Source organism: Moorella naiadis (nom. illeg.) (assembly GCF_051020825.1).
GTDB classification, from domain to species: domain Bacteria; phylum Bacillota; class DSM-521; order Neomoorellales; family Neomoorellaceae; genus Neomoorella; species Neomoorella naiadis.
This window is the reverse complement of sequence record NZ_JAXGFQ010000009.1, coordinates 31,254-50,295: the sequence shown is the minus strand read 5'-3', so window position 1 is coordinate 50,295 and position 19,042 is coordinate 31,254. Positions and strand designations below refer to the sequence as shown.

The window sequence follows — 19,042 nt, the reverse complement described above, 5'->3', positions numbered from 1 at the left end:
CCGCGGTAATTATCACTTGCAGCTGAAGGTAATAAGGCAACCCTGATCAGAGGAATGGTGGCGAGCGTAACGATCGTAAACGTAATAAATCACCTGGAAGATAAAGAGGGGAGGGGGTATATGGTAAGATAGGGTCTTGCGGCCCCAGATCGCAAGACAGGCTGGAGGAATCACAAGATAGATAAAAATAGCAAAAGAGAAAGAGGGGGATGATAATATAACTATAAGGTAGTTGTTTTTTCTGGTGGGGGTGGTAAAATATCCCCCCCCCCCCCCCCCAGGGAATTTATGGTATTTATTGAGATATATAACATTGCCTTGGCTCCTTTATTGGATACTATTTTTTTCGTATTTCGACATAGTTTACCTAAATCCTCCAATAACCTGTATTAAATTTTTAAGCCGTAAATATAATCATAAAAAACGAGGGCAGCTAATTTTGCTGTCCTCATTCTCTTATTCTGCCGGCCGCTATAACCCGTGGAAATCCCCTCAGGCCCCCGGCAGGTTAGGTTTCCCTTCGCTTCGCTTGCGTTTCGCTCCGTCTCCTGGGAAAAGAGATTATAGCAAAATAGCAAACATCACCCGGCCCGGATCTCCTGGCGCATGAAGAAGTAATAGGCCAGGGCGAAAATAAGCAGGGTAGCCGCGATCAGCCCGACCAGGTGGGGCCATATAAGGAGTAGGCTCTGGTCAAGGGGCAGGCTGCCCGGGATGGCCCCCTCCAGCTGCTGGACTAATACCGGCCCCAGGGTGCGCACCCCCGGATTGAGCAGGGTGATGGTGGCTTCATCGTAAAGGGTCGTCGGCGAAAGGCGGCCCAGGTCCTGCTTCAAAGTGGCGTTATGCAGGATCTGCTGTGGCGGGGAGTTTTGATTGGCCGGGAAAAGGCCGTCGGCAATAAGGCCTACCAGCATGCCGGCAAAGAGGGCGAAAAAGAGCCAGACGGCGATGCCCGCCAGGGCTGAGGTGGCATTCTGGCGGAATAACAGGGAAAAGAGCAGGGAGACGCTCAACCAGAAAGACACATAGATAATAGTCACCAGGAGATAAATGAGGAGTCGGCCCAGTTCCTCCCCTGTCGGCGGGACGCCAAGCAAAAGGAGTCCTAGGCCGGCCACTAGAAATCCCAGGGCCAGAATGACTAGGGCCAAAACCGTCAGTCCCGCCAGGAACTTACCATTTATTACATCATCTCGGTAAATGGGCTGGGCCAGGAGCCGGCTCAAGGTGCGTTTATTGTGCTCGCCGTTAATGGCATCGAAACCCAAGGCCAGTCCCAGCAACGGGCCCAGAAAAGAGATAAAAGTTATAAAGGGCGGTAGGTTCCTGCCGCTGGTTGTAAAGAGGCGCAGGAAGACAAAATGGGAATTCTCCTGACCTACCGCCTGGCGGATGCTTTGGGCCGCGACATAAAAGGCGCTGATACCGGCAATAGCCACTAGGAGGAAGAGGATGGTAAAGCGGGTGCTGCCCAGGTTATCAGCCAGTTCCTTCTGGAAAACAGCCCGCAGACCGCCGCTGAACCACTCCTGCTGCCGCCACCAGGCCAGCCAGTCCTCTACTCTATCCTGCCAGCGTGCCATGGTATACCTCCCTCAGAATAGATGTGAGATGTTGGCGGTGAGATGTGAGAGGGTTGTAGGAACTGGTCACGCCAGTTCCAGATTAAAGCTCGTTGGTCGCTTCTATCCCTTATTAGCTAGTGGCAGCGTGCACCGTGAACGCCTCACCCTGGAAATACTGGCGGTAGATATCATCCAGGTCATAACCTCGGGCCCGTAAATAGAACAGGGTAAATCCCTTGCCGGCCAGGTAGGGGGCCAGTTCACGGCGGATATCAACGCCGGCCGCGCAGCTCACCCGGATAAAGGCACCGCGACGTTCTACGGCGGCCACACCGGGCAAGGCCTCCAGGGCAGCCAGCAGGTCGTTATTATCCGGCTCGGCCTGGAGTTCAACCTCCAGAAGCTTACCAGCCATGACCTGCTGCCCCAGGAGGGCCACCGGTCCTACGGCTATCAGCTTGCCGCCGACAAAGATTCCCACCCGGTCGCAGACCTGCTGGACTTGGTGCAGAAGGTGGGAGGAGATAAGGATGGTCTTCCCCCGCTCCCGGGCTAGGCGGACAATTAGGTCCAGTAATTCCTTGACGCCCTGGGGATCAATCCCCAGGGTGGGTTCGTCGAGAATAATGATCGACGGGTCTTTCAGGATTACATCGGCGATGCCCAGGCGTTGCCGCATGCCGCGGGAGAACTCCCGTACCCGGCGGCCGGCGACGTCCGCCAGGCCAACCTCCGCCAGGGCTGCTTCCAATCTCTGCCTGGCCACACCCGCAGGGATCTGGTTTAAACTGGCCGTATAGAGCAGGTTTTCCCTGGCCGTCAAATCGTCGTAAAAACCGACGTTATCCGGCAGGTAGCCGATGATTCTTTTAACCTCCAATGGATGGCGGGTGGCTTCCAGACCCTGCACCAGGGCCTGGCCGCCGGTCGGCTCGGTCAGGCCCAGGAGCATCAGGATGGTGGTCGTCTTACCGGCACCATTGGGTCCCAACAAACCGAAGATCTCCCCCCGCTGGATTTCCAGGTTCAAATCCTGGACAGCGGTGATGCTGCCATAATGCTTAGTAAGGTTGCGGGTGACAATAACTGCTTCCTGTGCCGCCATAGCTATCGCCGCCCGTATTTCCGGAAGATCCAGGCCACGCCGCCGACTACCGCCAAGATCAGCAAAACCCCTACAACGCCCCATAGGGTGGAGGTCCGCACGCTGACCCGGAAATCGGCGTTACCGCTGGCCTCCTGGGCATTGGCCGTGAGCCGGACGACATAATCACCGGCAATGGCTTCGTTAGACGGCTTGATAAAGGCCGTCACCTGCTGGCTGCCCCCGGCCGGCAACAAGTCGATCTTATCGGGTTTGAAGGTCACGGCCCAGCTGCTGGCGGCGTTGGCCGCCAGGGTAATGCCTGTCAAGTCGGCGCTACCGGTATTCTTGACCACCAGGGTCACCGGGCTCTCCCTACCGGCCAGGGCGTCGACGTTCAACCGGCCGTCGGGGGTCGTCAACTCCAGGCTATAGGTTCCGGTGATGTTGACCTTTAATACTACCCCCGCCTTGCTGCTGCCGGAGGTAGCCTGGATGGGAATATTATAGGTACCGGCCTTGACATCCTGGGGCGGTTTCACGTTGACATCCAGCCCCTGGTTCTGGCCTGGTTTGATGCTCAGGCTGGCAATCTGCTTGCTGTCATAGGCGGGGCTGAAGGTTACCTGCCAACCCGGCGGCGCCTGGGCGGCCAGGCTGTAGGAACGTTCCTGGGCACCATTATTGGTGAGGGTTACCCGGAACTGGTAATTAGTGCTGCTGGTACCGCTTAAAACCGGGTAATCGGTGGTTATCTTATCACCCCCCGCAGAAGCTTCTTTAATGACTGCCTGCAGGGTTAATTCGGAGGAGGCCCCGGCCCCGGTGGCCTGGACTACAAAGTTATAACTGCCGGGCTGGGCGTCGCCCGGTACTTCCACTTGGAAGTCGATTTTGGCCGGCTGGCTGCCGGCGAAGGCCTGGGTGACGATCATGCCGCTGCCTTTAAAAGAGGTCGGCCAGCCTTTAGGAGCTGAGACTACCTTTAGATCCACCTTTTGCGGCGCACCACTGTTGGTCAGGGTCAAGGGAAAGGTGACAGTAGTTCCCGGCTGCACTTCAATACCCGGGAAATCTGTCGCGAGCAGCAGGCCGTTGCTGGCCCGGGCCGGCGTTAACAAGGGGGTGAGGAGAAGTCCCAGGGTACAGAAAACAGTAACTAGCACCAGCCATAATCTCTTTGCCACAGGCAACCACCTCGCCAGAAAAATAATTACAATCTTATAGACGTCAACCAGGCCCGGGGGGTTACAGCCCCGGTGAAAAAAAACAGACGGTACACCGTCCGGTTTTTCTTCCTGCTTATGCTTGCTTATGCTTGGAAGCGAACTCGCCCGGCTTGGGGCGCGGCCGTAGCTCGACCCTTCGGCTCGCAGGCAGGCGGCCGTGCTTGTCCTTAGTCTTGATACTCACGCCCAAAGGCGCCCTCAGGGAACCAGTCTCACCCCTATCGCCAACACGCACGTCACCTCCAAGTTACTGGTTATATGGTATTACCCTTTCACCATCAAAGCTGAGGATTAGGTAACGGTAACCCTCCTCCTGCTGTTCCTGATAAGCGATGAGGATCAGGGTAACCTGGTTAGCGTTAGCGTGGACTACCTTTACCGGCAGCACCAGGTAAGCGTTCAAGGGCTGGGTATAAATCAGTTGCCAGCCCGCCGGTTCCCGTCGTTTACTTATAGCCGCCAGGAGCTGGTTGGAGCCTGCCACCCTGCCAATGCTGACTACAGCTTCCCGGTAGGGGTCATTCAGATTAACCCACTGGTACTGGATGGGTTTGACCTGGAAACCCGCCGGCGGCCCGCCGGGTACCTCTGACCAGTAGTTGCCATCCCACGGTCGATACCACCAGGCCAGCAAAACAAATATTACAATCAGGCCTGCAACTAGGCCCGGCCGGAAATGCCGTAACCGGCACAAGAGACCCGGGGAAACTTTCTTGGGGGAGGAGCAAGCCAGTACCGGTATAGTCAATCCGGGAATAGCGCCGCCGCAACCCCCCCCGTTGCCTGCTTGATGGATCTGGTCCTGCGGTGAGTCCTGTAATGAGGCTGCCCGCTTTTGTACTTGTTGGCGCAGGTCCGCTGAGAAGTGCCAGCCGGCCAGGGGCGGCGGCGTATGGGTTGGTAGTCCGGCCAGCAGTTCCTCAAGTTGATCCTTATGCTTATTCAACTTGGTCACCCACCTTTAAAACCTGTTGCAGCCGTTGCCGGGCGCGATATAGGCGGATCTTTACCGCTGCCAGGGAAATGTCCAGTATAGCTGCTATATCTTTCAGGCTTAACTGGTCGTAGTAGTGTAGCCAGATTACCTCGCGGTAGGTCACAGGAAGCTGTAAAATAGCCTGCCATAATTCCCGGTACTCGAGGTTGGCCAGGGCCATAGCCTCAACATCCGGGACGGCAACCTCCAATAACCTATTCGGCTCCAGGCGCCGCCGGCTCTGGGCCCGCAGGTAGTCACGGCAGAGGTTGACGGTGATGTGATAGATCCAGGTATAGATAGAGCTGCGGCCCTGAAATTTATCCAGGTTGGTATAAACCCGGATAAAAACCTCCTGGGCCACGTCTTCGGCCAGGTAGCGGTCATGGAGGTAAGAGTAAGCCAGGTAGAGGACCTTGTCGCCGAAACGGCGCATGAGGTACTCTAGCTGTTGCTGGTAGTTATTCAGCCCAGGAGCACCCGGGCCAGTACCGGGAACGGATTCGGAGACCCCCATGATACTACCCCCGTCAAGCCTGCACCAGTTGGTCATAAACCGGCGAGCATAGTTCCAGCGAACAGTAACATAATTAATTCGTGATCTGGCACCATATTAAGGCGCCGGGGCCACGGCGCTGCGGTTACCGTTGATCTCATAGCAGTAGGAGACGGGCATAGCCTTCTTCAGGGTATTGACCATACCGCAGTATTTACTTAGAGAGAGGTCGATGGCCTGCTTTACCTGGTTCTCGGGCAGGTCGGGCCCCTCCAGGCGGTAGATAAGGGTAGCGGCGGTAAATACCTTCGGATGCTCCGGCGCCCGGTCGGCCTCGACGTCGATGGCAAAGGAAGTCAGTTCGAGGCGTTTTTTCTGGAGAATGCTCAGGACATCCAAGGCCGTACAACCGGCCATACCCATGAGAAGCACTTCCGAAGGCCTGGCCCCGGCGTTCTGGCCGCCGTGGTCGGCTCCAGCATCCATAGTCACCGGTTGGCCGGAAGCACCCCGGCCCTCAAGGCGCATCTTTTCCCCCGCCCAGGTTACGGTTATGTGCATTCTTTTGCCCTCCTGTTGCTATTTTTGGTTATTATACACCGGCTGGCGGTTGGAGACAATTTTTTCCCCGGCCTCGCCGGCGGCAAAGGCCAGTTCATAAGCCTGGCGGGATATTTCTTCGTAATAGCTTTCTAACAGCCGGTAAAACTCCGGGGCTTCGCGTCCCAGGGGCGGCGGTCCCAGGCGTTTTAAAACCATCCGAGGTACTGCCGGGGGTGCCATATGTACCTTAAAAGCGGCCAGATCGTCCCCGGCCCTCCAGAAGGCAACTGGATCGGGCGGCAATTCCTTCGCTTGCCCCTGTCCCCGCCCGTTATTGGCCGGTTCATCCCCGTTCGTGGAGGCATTCTCCTCCCGATTAACGGCAGGCGGTGACGGGCTGCCCCCAGCCAGGGTGACGCGCCGCTCCCGCAGGGCGGCCATCAAGGCTTCCTGGTCCCGGCCGCGCAGAAGAAAGAGCAGGAAAGGGTCACCGTCAAACTTTTCCCCCAGGAGGTAATAGACGGCGGCGATATGTTTACAGGGGTTAGCCCAATCGGGGCAGGAGCAGCTGGTTTCGATATCTTCCGGGCTAGCTGGGAAAAGGGAGAGGCTCGCCCCGGCAAAGGCGGTCTCAATATCCTCCGGCATCTCACCAGCCAGCAAGCGGGCGGCAAAGGCAGCCTGGCCAGCCAGGGCTGTTATAACCCGCTCCCAATCTCTATCGGTCAGGGGGCTGATTTTTATTTTGACCGTATAGGGCCGTGGCCGGCTCCCCTGGACCTTGGCTTTCACCGTACCGGGGGCCAGATCAATACTCAGAACGTTGCCCCGGCGGGCATAGGTCCGGCCCCGTTGCAGGCGGCTCTCCCAGCCGAAGGACTCCAGCACCTCCAGCCAGCGCCGGGCCCACCAGTTGCTACCGAAATTACACCTGGCAGCCATATTTCAACCTCCGCAACGATTTCCCTTAAAGCTCAACTCCTTGATCCCTCAGGCTCAGGAGTTCCCGCAGTTCACCCGTCGACATCTCCGTCAGCCAGCCTTCACCCGTGCCAACGATTTGCCGGGCCAGGCCGCGTTTAGACTCAATCAGGGCATCAATACGTTCCTCCAGGGTCCCGGCGCAGATAAACTTGTATACCTGGACGCTCCTTTGCTGGCCGATGCGGAAGGCGCGGTCGGTAGCCTGGTCTTCCACGGCCGGATTCCACCAGCGGTCAAAGTGAAAGACATTGTTGGCCCGGGTAAGGTTAAGGCCCACCCCACCGGCCTTGAGGGAAAGGATAAAGAAGGGCAGTCCCTCCCCTTCTTCCTGGAAACGCCGGATTAGCTCCTCCCGCCGGGAGCGGGGCACACCGCCGTGGAGGAAAAGGACCTCCCGGTTAAAAACCTCCTGCAGGCACTCCTGGAGCATCTGCCCCATCACGGCGAACTGGGTAAAAATTAGTGCCTTCTCCCCGGCTGCCAGGACTTCTTCCAGCATCTCCTGCAGCCGGGCTAATTTCCCGGAGCGACCGAATAGGGTGCTGCCGTCACCAAGGAATTGGGCCGGATGGTTGCAGACCTGCTTCAATTTGGCCAGGGTGGCCAGGACCAGCCCTTTGCGTTCAATTCCTGCCGCCGTCTCTATCCTCTGGAGCATATCCTGGACCACGGCTTCATAAAGAGTCGCTTGCTCCCGGGTCAGGTGGCAGTAAACCTTGATCTCCTGTTTGGCCGGCAGGTCCTGGATGATGGCCGGGTCACTTTTGAGCCGGCGTAAAATAAAGGGTTGCACCAGGCGTTTTAGGCAGGCGGCCCGCTCCCCGTCACCATAGCGTTCAATGGGGATCATGAAGCGACTGCGAAAACCGGCCTGGCTGCCCAGGTAGCCGGGGTTTAAAAACTCCATCAGGGACCAGAGCTCCCCCAGGTTGTTTTCTACCGGCGTGCCGGTAAGGGCGATGCGGAAGTCGGCCCGGAGCCGGCGAATACTTCTAGTTTGCTTGGCCTCCGGGTTTTTAATGTTCTGGGCCTCATCCAGCACCACCCCATCCCAGGTAACGGCCGTCAGTTCCCTTTCGTCCCGGGAGGCCAGGGTGTAGGTGCTGATTACCAGGTCGCAGCCGGCCGCTGTAGTGATAAAATCGTCGCCGTTTAGGCGCTCATGGCCGTGGTGCAACAGAACCTTCAGGGAGGGGGCGAAGCGCGTTGCTTCCCGCTGCCAGTTGCCGGCCACTGAAGTAGGACAGATAATCAGTACCGGGCCAGTGGCCAGGCCCTCCTTTTTCCGGTAAAGGAGGAGGGCCAGAAGCTGGATGGTCTTACCTAAGCCCATATCATCGGCCAGGCAGGCTCCCAGGCCATAACTAGTGAGGAAATGGAGCCAAGAAAAGCCCCTTAATTGATAAGGCCGTAAAACACCCTGAAATCCGGGTGGCTGGGGCAGGATAGTTAGAGGTTGGTTTCCCTGGAGCCTCTCCAGGTGCCCGGCCAGTAACCCTTCGGCGGTGACTCCCAGCAGGGGTAGGCTGGAGGCCATCCCTGTACCCCAGATGATCCCCGGGGTTTCTTCAGCCTCACCTCTGGCCCAAAGGCCATAACGCAACGCCTCGGGCAGGGTCATAATCCCCCTGTCTTCCTGCTCCTGCCAAAAGCGGGTCACCGCCGCCAGTTCCTCCGGCCGGACCTCTACCCACTGGCCCCGCGCCTGGACTAGGGGCACCTTCCAAGCAGCCAGCCGCTCAAATTCCTGGCGTTTAATTACCGTATCCCCCAGGGCGATCTCCCACTCATAATCAACCAGGGCTGCGAAACCCAGGCCGGCCGCTGTTACTGAAGCCTTCTTCCGGGTATGGCGGGCCTGCTCCCTGGCCTTCAGCCGTAGGCGCAGGCCCAGGCGAGGTCTATGCTGCCCCCACCAGGGGGGCAGCAGCACGCCAAAGCCGCTTTCAGCCAGGAGGCCGGCAGCCTCCCGTAGGAAGGTGTAGGCCTCACCAATGGTCAAGAGACAGGCTTCCGGGGAGGGATTCTTCAGACTCCGCTCCAGGGGCGGGAACAAACGCGCCGCCCGTCCCAGGTCGGCTAGGAGACGCTCCTGGGGATTGGCAAAACGGCGGTTTAAAAATTTAAGAATGCTACCGCCCTCCTGCCAGACCCTGCCGGCAGGGACCAGGAGGCTGGGATCGTCGCTGGCCTGGAGTAAAAATTGCAGCTGCCAGGCCGGCTCTGCTTCTTCCTGCGCTCCCGTTCTATCCTGGTTAACGTCTCCCGCCGGGGGCACCAGGCGAAAGCAGGTACGAAAGGCCACGGCATCCGGCTGGATGGTTAAAGTTCCCGTCCAGGAGGAAACCTTTTGCAGCAGGTCCCTAGTCTCTACTAACGGACCGCTGAAGACAGGCCTTGCCGTAGCCAGGGCCGCGGTCCATTTTTCCGGCAGATCGGCATCGGCCCTGATCCTCCCCTCCAGGGGTGAAAGGGCCAACCAGTAACGGGCCAAGGCATCAACCGTACCGTGGAGAAAATCTTCGATCATCTGGACGGAGTCCAGGGGAGTCGCCTCTACCGGAGCCCGGCAGGCCGGCGGCATGCCAGCTGCCAATATCGCCACCCGTCTGGCGTCCTCCGGCTGGTCCAGGAGGGCACGCCAGGCTGCCTGCACGGACAGTCGGGCCGGCGTACCGGCCCGGACCAGGTTCTGCTTTCTAAGGGGAACTTTTTCTACTGCCAGGGCCGCCGGGATAAAGCGTTCCCGCACCAGCAGTTCCAGGGCGAGTTTGGCGGCCAGGCTCCAGAAGCGTAAATCGGCAGCCAAAACGTAACCCTGAGCGGTTTCCCCCTCGCCGTGCTGGATGCGGCTGAGGATATTAACAACCCACACCGGGGAAACAGCCAGGCCTTTAACCTCCCAGGGGGTCAGGGTTGGCGACGTTTCCTTTAGGGTCCGCCCGGGTCGGGGAGCAGGGTTGCTGCCGGCCAAGCGCCGCCCTGCTGGTGCCGGTAAGGGCCATTCCCCAGAGGTCGGCAGGAGCAGCTCCATCCGTTCCAAACCCGGTGCCGCCAGGGGAATACTTTTATAAAGGCCGGCACTTAAATTACGGAGGGAGTTAATCAACTCCTGTTCGGGGGCCTGGTAAGGGTGGGCGGGGGGTTTGCCGGTCGCAGCCCGAGAATGGCTATTACCCTGATTCCTGGCTCTCACCGGCATTTCTCCCCAAACAAAAAAACGTCCGCCGGCCCCTGGATTTTTACCCGGCACCCAGGTGCCGTGGAGGACTACCGTCGACTTGCTCCTCCCTGCCGCCTCCAGGACACCGGACCCAGGGGGTATATTGAAGGCAACCATGGACTGTTCGCTCCTGTCGGCTATATCTTGTATATATTCGCCGCGGGAATTAAATCCTCCTTCAAGGTAAACTACATTCCTCCGGCTCTTTATCCCGGCGCAGGCCACGATAGCCGGGGTGCCGCAGGCGACCCTGAGGCGTCATTTCCAGGTACTCAACCTGGCAGACCAGCCGGGGCTCCACCCAGCGCGGATTTTTAAGCTCGGGGATGGCTTCTCTAAAGGGCGGGGGCGCCGCCGGCAGCCGTTGCAAGCAGGCCATAAGTTCCCGCTCCTCCCCTCGATCAAAGCCGGTACCTACCTTACCCCGGTAAATCAGACGCCCCTCCACGTATGACGCCAGGATCAGGGCACCCAGAGCCCGCTCCCCACGTCCCGGTTCATAACCGGCAATAATAAATTCCCCGGCGAGGGTATGCCGGAATTTGCGCCACAGGGGCGAGCGCTTGCCGGGGAGGTAAGGGCTGCTTAGCTCCTTAGCCATGACCCCTTCCAAACCCCGGTTGACGCAGGCTTCATAAAAGCTGATACCCTGGTTGAGAATAAATTGGGAGACGATCAGGTTCGCCGCAGCCCGAACCTCTGACTGCAGGATCTCTTTACGTAATTGCAGAGCCTCGGCCATGACATTTCTACCCTGATGGTAAAGGATATCAAAGGCCATAAAAATAGCCGGCGTCTGCCGGGCCGCCTGCCTGATTTTTAAAGGGTCCCCCAACCGACCCCGGGCCTGGAGAAGGCTAAAGGACGGCTTGCCGTCCGTCCTGGGGATGATGATCTCCCCGTCCAGGACTGCTGGGCGTCCCCGGACCGGTTGGTGCAAATCGGCCAGCTCCGGGAAAACCGCGGTAATATCCTGCAGGTTGCGGGACTGGAGAATGGTCCTTTCCTCCAGGTAGGCCAGGCCGCGGTAGCCGTCCCACTTGACTTCATACAGGAAGTCCGGGGAATCGAAGGGTTGACCGGCAATGGCCAGCATGGGCTTAATTTGGAAAACCGGCAGCTGGCTGTTCTCAGGAAGGGCCGCCACTCTTGTCATATGATTTTACTCCCTTGCGCTACTTCTATTATTATTTCACCGCCACCGCGAGCGAGTCGGATGCTGTTGTCATAGGGCTTGCCCCTGCCTTCGTTAGGAGGTCTTACGCCGGCGGCGGGGTTTATCTGCCCTTGTCCCGGCGGGCACCCCTTCCTTTTCCTTTTTGGCCAGCTCGATACTGGCCTTCAAGGCCTCCATCAGATCAACCACCTTACCGGCCTCCGGCCGGGCCGGGACGGCTACCTCGGCGCCGGCAATTTTAGCCTCGATAACCTGTATTAGAGCCTGGCGGTAGGTGTCGGTGTATTTTTCCGGTTGAAAACTGGTGGCCAGGCTCTTGATCAGGGTGACGGCCATCTTGACTTCATTGGCGTGGAGGTCCACCTGGAAGTCTAGCTCCGGCAGGGCGCTTATCGCCCTTACCTCGGTAGGGTAAAACATCGTGTTCATCACCAGAGCCGGCCCGTAGACCCGCACTGCCGCCAGGGCTTCCTTGGTTCGCAAGGTCACCCGGGCTATAGCCACCTTCCTCGTTTCAGCCATAGCCTGTCTTAACAGGGTGTAGGGTTTCTGCCCCCTTTCGCCGGGAACCAGGTAATAGGAACGGGCAAAATAGACGGGGTCGATCTCCGGCAAGTCGACGAAATCCATTATGTTAATGCTGTGGGTGGTATCAGCCGGGATACCCACCAGGTCTTCCTCCCGGATGATTACGTACCGGCCTTTTTCGTACTCATAACCGCGCACAATCTCTTCCGGCGGCACTTCGGTCTGGCAATGGGGGCAGTATTTCCGGTACTGGATAGGTGTTTGACAACGGGAGTGCAGGTAGTTGAATTTAAGGTCCTGGCTTTCGGTGGCCGGGTAGAGTTTCACCGGCACGTTGACCAGGCCGAAACTGATGGCGCCCTTCCACAGGGGCCGCATGGCTCTCACCTCGGGCTTTTTCTGTAGTATCCCCGTCTTAGAGGAAGTAGATACAGAAAAAGGAAAAGTCCGGGGAAACCCGGGCCTTTCCTTGACCTTTAATCGGTTTTTTCGTTAATTCCCAAGACGGGCAGTGACGCCCCATGAAAATCCTTTGCTTGAGTTTAAGCGGTTTTTTCCTGCCAATTACTCCAGCTCGCTGATAAAGGCTTTGATCCGTTTCAGGCCGATTTCAATCTGGTCCATAGATGTAGCGTAGGAGAGGCGCAAGTACGGGTCAGCGCCAAAGGCCACGCCGGGGACCACAGCTACCTGGTATTCATTAAGAAGGGCCGTGGCCACAGCGGTGGAATTGGTCAATTCCTGGCCGCGGAACTTCCGGCCCAAGAGCTTGCCGATATATGGGAAGACATAAAAGGCACCGCCGGGTTGGTTGCACACCACCCCTGGCAACTCCCGCAGGCCTGCCAAGATGCGGTTGCGGCGCACCTCAAACTCCCGGCGCATAGCCTCCACCGGTTCCTGGCTGCCGTTCAGGGCGGCTACGGCTGCCTTCTGGGCGATGGAGGTGGGGTTAGAAGTCGAGTGGCTCTGGAGATCGGTCATGGCTTTAGCGATAGTCCGCGGCGCGGCAGCGTAGCCAATCCGCCAGCCGGTCATGGCGTAGGTTTTGGAAACCCCATCCACCAGGATGGTCCGTTCCTTAATCTCCGGCCCCAGGGAGGCGATGCTGGTGTGGGTGAGACCATCATAAAGCAGGGCGGCGTAGATTTCATCAGAAATGATCAGGAGGTCGTGGGCCAGAATCACCTCCGCTAGGGCTTCCAGCTCAGCACGGCTGTAGACGGCCCCGGTTGGATTGGCAGGTGAATTCAGGACTACTAGCTTGGTCCTGGGGGTCAGGGTCGCCTGCAAGGCGGCTGGAGTTACCTTAAAGTCCCTATCGGCGCCCGCTGGGATGACCACCGGTACCCCGCCGGCGAGCTTGACCTGTTCGTAGTAGCTCACCCAGTAGGGGGCGAGCAGGATTACCTCGTCCCCCTCGTTAAGCAGGATCTGCATGGCGTTATACAGGGAGTGTTTGGCACCGCAGGAGACGACAATATCCGCCGGTTCGTAGTTCACCCCCCGGGCCGTCAGGCTGGCGGCTACCGCCTGGCGCAGCTCCGGGATACCGGCCACCGGCGTGTAACGGGTAAAACCGGCGGCCAGGGCGTCAACGGCTGCCTGTTTAATATGTTCCGGAGTACCAAAGTCGGGTTCGCCGGCACTGAAGTTTATCACTTTAACCCCCCTGGCCTTCATGGCCTTGGCCTGGGCATCAATGGCCAAGGTGGGGGAAGGGCTGATTCCCGCAGCCCGCCGGGCAAGTTCCAATCTAAATCCCTCCAGTGTCCTTGATATTTTTATTATTTATCAGTGACCATGGTTTTGTAAAGGCATTTCCCCCTTGTACACAGTATTTCTCTGCCCGCTGCCGCCAAAGGAGGCAAGCCCGCGGGCAGCCGGTGCCGGTAATTACCGGTTGTTCGATCCGGCTATGCCTCCGGGCTGGCGACCCGGTTGACCAGGCTGCCGATCTGCTCCACCCGGATCTCAATGGTATCCCCAACCTGCATGGGGCCTATGCCCTCAGGGGTACCGGTCAGGATTAGATCCCCGGGCTGCAGGGTCATTACATGGGAGATGAAGCTCACCAAGTAGGGAACGGAGAAGATTAACTGGGAGGTCCGACCGTCTTGTTTTGGTACCCCGTTTAAAAAAGACTGGACGCGGAGGCCGGCAGGGTCGATACCCCTGACGATCCAGGGCCCGCAAGGCAAAAAGGTGTCAAAGCCCTTGGCCCTGGTCCACTGGCCGTCCTTTTGCTGCAGGTCCCGGGCCGTAACATCGTTGGCGACGGTATAACCGAAGATATACTCCCCGGCTTCCTCCTCCCTGACGTTATGGGCTTCCCGAGCTATAACCACTGCCAATTCGGCTTCATAATCCAGCCGTCCGACCATAGGCCAGTAGATTATATCCTCCCCTGGGCCGATGACGCTGGTGGCGGGTTTAATAAATAGCACCGGCTCGGCCGGCAAGTTTTCGGCCATTTCGGCGATATGGCTGTGGTAGTTCAGGCCGACGCAAACGGCCTTACCCGGCTGGCAGGGGGCCAGCAGCCGGACCTGATTAATATTATAATGCCGGCCCGTTTCCTGGGGTGAGCTAAAGATATCACCCGCCATGACCTGGATATTCTCCCCCTCCAGGCGGCCATAGTAAACTTTGCCATTGACGACAAAGCGAACTAGTTTTTCAATATTTTCCATTGTACTACTCCTTCCCCTGTTATTTTTTTATTGACCGCGAAAATAGAACTCTCTACCATTACATCTTACATTCGCCACTGGTTCTATTTGCAGCAGGGATTGTAATACCGCAGGCAAATATTGCTGATAACTGCGCTTCAGAACCTCAGAGCTCATTTTACTATACTTCCCTTTATTTGGCTATATGAATAATATAGAGTTCATGTATCGGAAACTGCTTGGTGCTTTGACATCTCCTTTCTCACGGAGTTATCGCGGTTAACGCGGTTACAATAAAGGTGCAGGGATTAATCTTCCCGGCAGGGGAATAATAAAACTCGCCAGGAATTTTTCAGGGAAGGGAGGGTTTATTTTTGCACGTTAAAGTAGTAGAACTGGTGGGTGAATCCCCCCATAACTGGAAGGATGCCGTCCAGGCTGCCGTGGCTGAGGCCAGCCGCGATGTCCGGAATATCTCCGGCGTCGAGGTCTACAACCTCACGGCCAATGTCAAGGATGGTAAGCTTTCGGAGTTTAAAGCCAACGTCAAGATTGCCTATGCCGACCATAGCGCCGACCTGTAACAGCAAAGCCCCGGGTACAACCGGGGCTTTTTACTGGTTATTTAAAAACTCCAACCCATATATTTGATAACGTGGCGGGCATACTGGCGGAAATCGTCAAGGTGATGAGCCATAATATCTGCTACTTTTTTCATGTCTACTTTGCCATATTCATGCACAAGAATATTTCTAAAACCCGCCATACCGGTAATGTTCCGGGCAAATTCCCGCGGTAGGACACCTAACTTTGTCAGCTCTTCAAAAACGTCGCCATATTCATCAACAATAATTCCTTCTCCGGACAGAATATGGGTACCGATGTCCAGTACTACCTGGATACTCAATTGCAGACCGTGTTCCACTATCCAGGCCAAGTCCAAATCTTGTTCCAGTTCAGGGGCGCTGACATCTTTGTGCTTTTCCAGCTGTCTTAAATAACCTTCTAATTGTAGTAGCTTTTGTTGGATAAGATCGGAATCAACCACTCAGTCCACCCCCAAAATGCCCTGACGCCAACCGCCGCAGTAAATATTGTTGCTGGATCTTCTGTGCAGGCCGGAAATCCAAATAATCGCGCAAGGTTTTCTCATGAAAATGGACGCGGGCCTTGTTGTTACGGCAGAAAAGGATTTTTCCATCCCGGATAACACGAAAACGTAAAGACCGGGAGGTTTCATTGAGTATAACTATATCCACAGGCAGCCGTAGTTGTTGTCTCATGGAGACGAGTAACTCGCTTTTATACCCATAGGGGCCGGCTGGCGGCATAAGGCTTTCTTTTAAAAAAATGGCTACGTCCACATCGCTTAGATTATTTGCTGTCCCTCTGGCATGGGAACCAAAAAGATAGGCAAACTCAATTTCATTTCTTTTTATGAAACCATCGCGCAGGCGTTCTACCAGGGAAGAAATGGCAGGGTCCATAATTAGATCACCGCTTCAAATCCATGTTTCCCTTTACCAGGTACATTCTACCATCAGCTGGTTTCGATGTCCAGCATCTAGCCCATTCCCTGTACCCAATCGCAATTTAGGATCTATGCCCCTGTCTGCCATACTTTAATATGTATCTTGCGCCGGCGGGGGCCGTCGAATTCACAGAAATATATGCCTTGCCAGGTACCTAACACCAGGTTGCCCTTCCGAACAATCACCGTCTGGCTGCTGCCCATGAGGGAAGCCTTAATGTGAGCCGGTGAGTTGCCTTCCCGGTGACGGTAACCCCCGGCGGGAACGATTTTATCAAGGGCCGCCAGAATGTCGGTTACCACGTCCGGGTCGGCGTTCTCATTAATCGTCACCCCGGCGGTTGTGTGGGGAATATAGACCAGGCAAAGGCCATCTTTTATCCCTGCCTGCTGCACCGCCTTTACGGCCAGGTGGGTAATATCGATTAGAGCTGTCTGGTTCTGGGTCTGCAAGTCAAAGGAAAAAAACATGGCGTTACCTCCCCACGAGGACTTCCCAGATAGGGCCATACCAAAATAAATCTTTCAGGTTGGATTATGTGCTAGTTACCATGGAGCTGCAGGTACAGGCGCCTGGCTTCCAGCAGCAAACCGGGCCTTGGTTTAAACAACCGCTACGGCTTCAATCTCTACCAGGACGTCTTTAGGCAAACGGGCGACCTCGACGCAGGAACGCGCCGGGGGCTCCTGGACAAAATAGCGGCTATATACCTCGTTAACGGTATTAAAATCACCCATGTCCTTAATATAGACTGTTGTTTTAACTACATCCTCCATCCCGGCCCCGGCAGCAGCCAGGATGGCCTTTATATTAGCTAGCACCTGTTCAGTCTGCGCGGCCACCCCACCGCTAACGACCTGCCCGGTAGCCGGATCCAGGGGGATTTGCCCGGAGGTAAAGATGAGGTTACCTGCTCTGATGGCCTGGGAATAGGGGCCAATAGCTGCCGGCGCCTTGCTAGCAGTCACTACATCTTTAAAAGCCATCTAAATCTCCTTCCTTCTGCAAGTACTTTTCCTTTTAAATTATACTCCCTGCAGATAAAAATTCCTGCTCCATAAGCCAAATAGTAATATCATAAACCAACCCGGAGCTTTTTATTCATCATATCACAAATTCTATCTTGACACTCACCGGAAAGGGCTTTACAATAAAAGTGGTCCTACCACAGACCTCATACTCGGGACCTTTCAGTTGGGTCTGTATTTCTCTCACAACCTACATTTCAACTATGGGGAGCCGCCCACGGTGGCGAGCCTTCACCAATGGACGTGAGAAACGAGAGGTGGGCAAACTTTAATCTGAAACTGGCGCAGCCAGTTTCGACAAGCCTCCCATTTCTCACCTCCCACTTCCCACATCTCATATGCAGAGGAGGAACCAGCAGTGGAAAAATTCTTTGTCCATGACAAGCGGGACACCGTCGGCGTGGCCGTGGCCGATATCCTGGCCGGCGAAACGGTTTCCGGGTGGGTAATGGAGGACAACTCCATTGTCAGCGTCAAGGCCCTGAATGATATTAAACTGGGCCACAAACTTGCCCTCCAGGACATCGCCAAAGGCGAAACGGTTATCAAGTATGGCGAGCCCATCGGCAAGACCGTCGCCCCTATTGCCAAGGGTGAACACGTCCATGTCCATAATCTCAAGACTGCGAGGTGGTAAAGATGACCAGTACTAAATTCATGGGTTACCGCCGGGAAAACGGCCGCATCGGCGTTCGTAACCGCGTAGTTATTTTGCCTTTAGACGACCTGTCCAACGCCGCCGCCGAAGGCGTAGCCAAACTCATCGACGGCACCATCGCCCTCCCCCACCCCTATGGCCGCCTGCAATTCGGCGAAGACCTGGAACTTTTCTTCCGGACCCTCATCGGCACTGGCGCCAATCCCAATGTGGCCGCCTGCATCGTTATCGGTATTGAGCCCAACTGGACCAATCGCGTCGTGGAAGGTATCGCCAAAACCGGTAAACCGGTAGCCGGGTTTGCCATTGAACGCCACGGCGACCTGAAAACAATTGAAATGGCCTCCCGCAAGGCTATGGAATTCGTCCAATACGCCACCGAGCAGCAAAAAGTAGAATGCGATATCTCCGAGCTGGTTGTCAGCATCAAGTGCGGCGAGTCCGATACCACCTCCGGCCTGGCTTCCAATCCTTCCATTGGCAACGCCGTTGACCGCCTGGTGGATCTGGGCGCCACTGTCCTTTTTGGCGAAACCTCCGAGCTCACCGGTGGTGAGCACCTGGTAGCCGCCCGCTGCGCCACCCCGGAGGTTCGTGAGCAGTTTATGCAGAGCTTTAAATCCTATAATGACTTTATTATATCCCAGGGTGTCGACCTCAGCGGTTCCCAACCCACGGAAGGCAATATTGCCGGCGGCCTGACCACCATTGAAGAAAAGGCCCTGGGCAACATCCAGAAAATCGGCAAACGGGCCATGGTCCAGGGTGTCCTGCAGCCAGCCGCAGCACCCCAAGGTAAAGGTCTGTGGTACATGGAAACCTCTTCCGCTGGCGCCGAGGCCATCACCCTCTTTGCCGCCGGCGGCTCGGTGCTGCACTTCTTCACCACCGGCCAGGGCAACATCGTTGGTAACCCCGTTATCCCGGTCATTAAAATTTCCGCCAACCCGGTAACTGTGGCTACCATGAACGAACACATTGATGTGGATCTGACTGGCCTCTTGCGGCGGGAAATGGACCTCGACGGTGCCGGCACAGCCATCCTGGATATGTTCATCCGGACCTTGAACGGCCGCTACACTAATGCCGAGGCCCTGAGCCACAAGGAATTCATCCTCACCAAGCTCTACCGCAGCGCTTAGGGTTCTAATATACAGGTGTCTGGTGCTTTCATTCAAGGGTGACCGCCAGGCAACCTGAGCAGTTACAAAAAAAGCAAGGGCCTGAGGCGAGACTTCTTTCGCCTTAGGCCCTTTTTTACGGAACGAAGGAGATACTGCTGTCCCGTACCTGGCGCAAGCTGGACAAGGACCATGATCGCGGCCCTGCTTCCAGGCGGCAGCA

The 19,042-nt window shown here is 56.6% G+C and carries 19 protein-coding genes; 3 read left to right on the top strand and 16 right to left on the bottom strand.

The features are described 5' to 3' along the window. Positions 1 to 581: 581 nt before the first annotated feature. From SDD30_RS07700 to SDD30_RS07645, 12 genes are all read right to left on the bottom strand, one after another. Positions 582 to 1,586, bottom strand: coding sequence for an ABC transporter permease subunit (locus SDD30_RS07700; protein WP_434074345.1), 1,005 nt, complete (start codon positions 1,584 to 1,586; stop codon positions 582 to 584). 112 nt (positions 1,587 to 1,698) lie between these two features. Continuing rightward, positions 1,699 to 2,673: an ABC transporter ATP-binding protein gene (locus SDD30_RS07695; protein ID WP_434074344.1), complete on the bottom strand. Its 975-nt coding sequence runs from the start codon at positions 2,671 to 2,673 to the stop codon at positions 1,699 to 1,701. A 2-nt stretch (positions 2,674 to 2,675) separates the two neighbouring features. Continuing rightward, on the bottom strand, positions 2,676 to 3,839 hold the full coding sequence (locus SDD30_RS07690) for an NEW3 domain-containing protein (RefSeq protein WP_434074343.1): 1,164 nt from the start codon (positions 3,837 to 3,839) through the stop codon (positions 2,676 to 2,678). Positions 3,840 to 4,128: 289 nt separating this feature from the next. Next, on the bottom strand, positions 4,129 to 4,827 hold the full coding sequence (locus SDD30_RS07685) for a hypothetical protein (protein ID WP_434074342.1): 699 nt from the start codon (positions 4,825 to 4,827) through the stop codon (positions 4,129 to 4,131). Beyond that, entirely contained in the window at positions 4,820 to 5,374 is a 555-nt protein-coding gene (locus SDD30_RS07680; protein WP_434074341.1) for a sigma-70 family RNA polymerase sigma factor, read from the bottom strand. The genes SDD30_RS07685 and SDD30_RS07680 overlap by 8 nt, the downstream gene beginning before the upstream one ends. A gap of 96 nt (positions 5,375 to 5,470) precedes the next feature. After that, positions 5,471 to 5,914, bottom strand: a complete 444-nt coding sequence (locus SDD30_RS07675) for an OsmC family protein (protein ID WP_434074340.1) — start codon at positions 5,912 to 5,914, stop codon at positions 5,471 to 5,473. Between the two features lie 18 nt (positions 5,915 to 5,932). Beyond that, the gene (locus SDD30_RS07670; protein WP_434074339.1) at positions 5,933 to 6,838 is read right to left on the bottom strand and encodes an SWIM zinc finger family protein; all 906 of its coding nucleotides are present in this window, start codon (positions 6,836 to 6,838) and stop codon (positions 5,933 to 5,935) included. A 25-nt stretch (positions 6,839 to 6,863) separates the two neighbouring features. Continuing rightward, entirely contained in the window at positions 6,864 to 10,220 is a 3,357-nt protein-coding gene (locus SDD30_RS07665; RefSeq protein WP_434074338.1) for a DEAD/DEAH box helicase, read from the bottom strand. 61 nt (positions 10,221 to 10,281) lie between these two features. Further along, on the bottom strand, positions 10,282 to 11,259 hold the full coding sequence (ligD, locus tag SDD30_RS07660) for a non-homologous end-joining DNA ligase (protein WP_434074337.1): 978 nt from the start codon (positions 11,257 to 11,259) through the stop codon (positions 10,282 to 10,284). A gap of 93 nt (positions 11,260 to 11,352) precedes the next feature. Then, entirely contained in the window at positions 11,353 to 12,186 is an 834-nt protein-coding gene (gene ku / locus SDD30_RS07655) for a non-homologous end joining protein Ku (protein ID WP_434074336.1), read from the bottom strand. Between the two features lie 186 nt (positions 12,187 to 12,372). Then, the gene (locus SDD30_RS07650; protein WP_434074335.1) at positions 12,373 to 13,563 is read right to left on the bottom strand and encodes a pyridoxal phosphate-dependent aminotransferase; all 1,191 of its coding nucleotides are present in this window, start codon (positions 13,561 to 13,563) and stop codon (positions 12,373 to 12,375) included. Positions 13,564 to 13,724: 161 nt separating this feature from the next. Then, entirely contained in the window at positions 13,725 to 14,501 is a 777-nt protein-coding gene (locus tag SDD30_RS07645) for a fumarylacetoacetate hydrolase family protein (protein ID WP_434074334.1), read from the bottom strand. Positions 14,502 to 14,854: 353 nt separating this feature from the next. Here SDD30_RS07645 and SDD30_RS07640 point away from each other — a divergent pair, with 353 nt between their 5' ends. After that, a complete protein-coding gene (locus SDD30_RS07640) occupies positions 14,855 to 15,064 on the top strand; it encodes a dodecin family protein (protein WP_109207404.1) in 210 nt (69 codons plus the stop codon). A 41-nt stretch (positions 15,065 to 15,105) separates the two neighbouring features. Here SDD30_RS07640 and hepT read toward each other — a convergent pair whose 3' ends face one another. From hepT to SDD30_RS07620, 4 genes are all read right to left on the bottom strand, one after another. After that, a complete protein-coding gene (gene hepT / locus SDD30_RS07635) occupies positions 15,106 to 15,528 on the bottom strand; it encodes a type VII toxin-antitoxin system HepT family RNase toxin (protein ID WP_434074333.1) in 423 nt (140 codons plus the stop codon). Beyond that, entirely contained in the window at positions 15,521 to 15,967 is a 447-nt protein-coding gene (mntA, locus tag SDD30_RS07630) for a type VII toxin-antitoxin system MntA family adenylyltransferase antitoxin (protein ID WP_434074332.1), read from the bottom strand. The genes hepT and mntA overlap by 8 nt, the downstream gene beginning before the upstream one ends. A gap of 113 nt (positions 15,968 to 16,080) precedes the next feature. Continuing rightward, a complete protein-coding gene (locus SDD30_RS07625) occupies positions 16,081 to 16,482 on the bottom strand; it encodes a secondary thiamine-phosphate synthase enzyme YjbQ (protein ID WP_434074331.1) in 402 nt (133 codons plus the stop codon). Positions 16,483 to 16,614: 132 nt separating this feature from the next. After that, positions 16,615 to 16,998 (bottom strand): RidA family protein, encoded by a 384-nt coding sequence (locus SDD30_RS07620; protein WP_434074330.1) that lies wholly within the window; start codon positions 16,996 to 16,998, stop codon positions 16,615 to 16,617. Between the two features lie 400 nt (positions 16,999 to 17,398). Between SDD30_RS07620 and SDD30_RS07615 the strand changes: the two genes are divergently transcribed. Together SDD30_RS07615 and SDD30_RS07610 are read left to right on the top strand one after the other, a co-directional pair. Then, a complete protein-coding gene (locus SDD30_RS07615; RefSeq protein WP_434074329.1) occupies positions 17,399 to 17,677 on the top strand; it encodes a UxaA family hydrolase in 279 nt (92 codons plus the stop codon). A 2-nt stretch (positions 17,678 to 17,679) separates the two neighbouring features. Then, positions 17,680 to 18,840 (top strand): UxaA family hydrolase, encoded by a 1,161-nt coding sequence (locus SDD30_RS07610; protein ID WP_434074328.1) that lies wholly within the window; start codon positions 17,680 to 17,682, stop codon positions 18,838 to 18,840. The last annotated feature ends 202 nt before the right edge of the window (positions 18,841 to 19,042 follow it).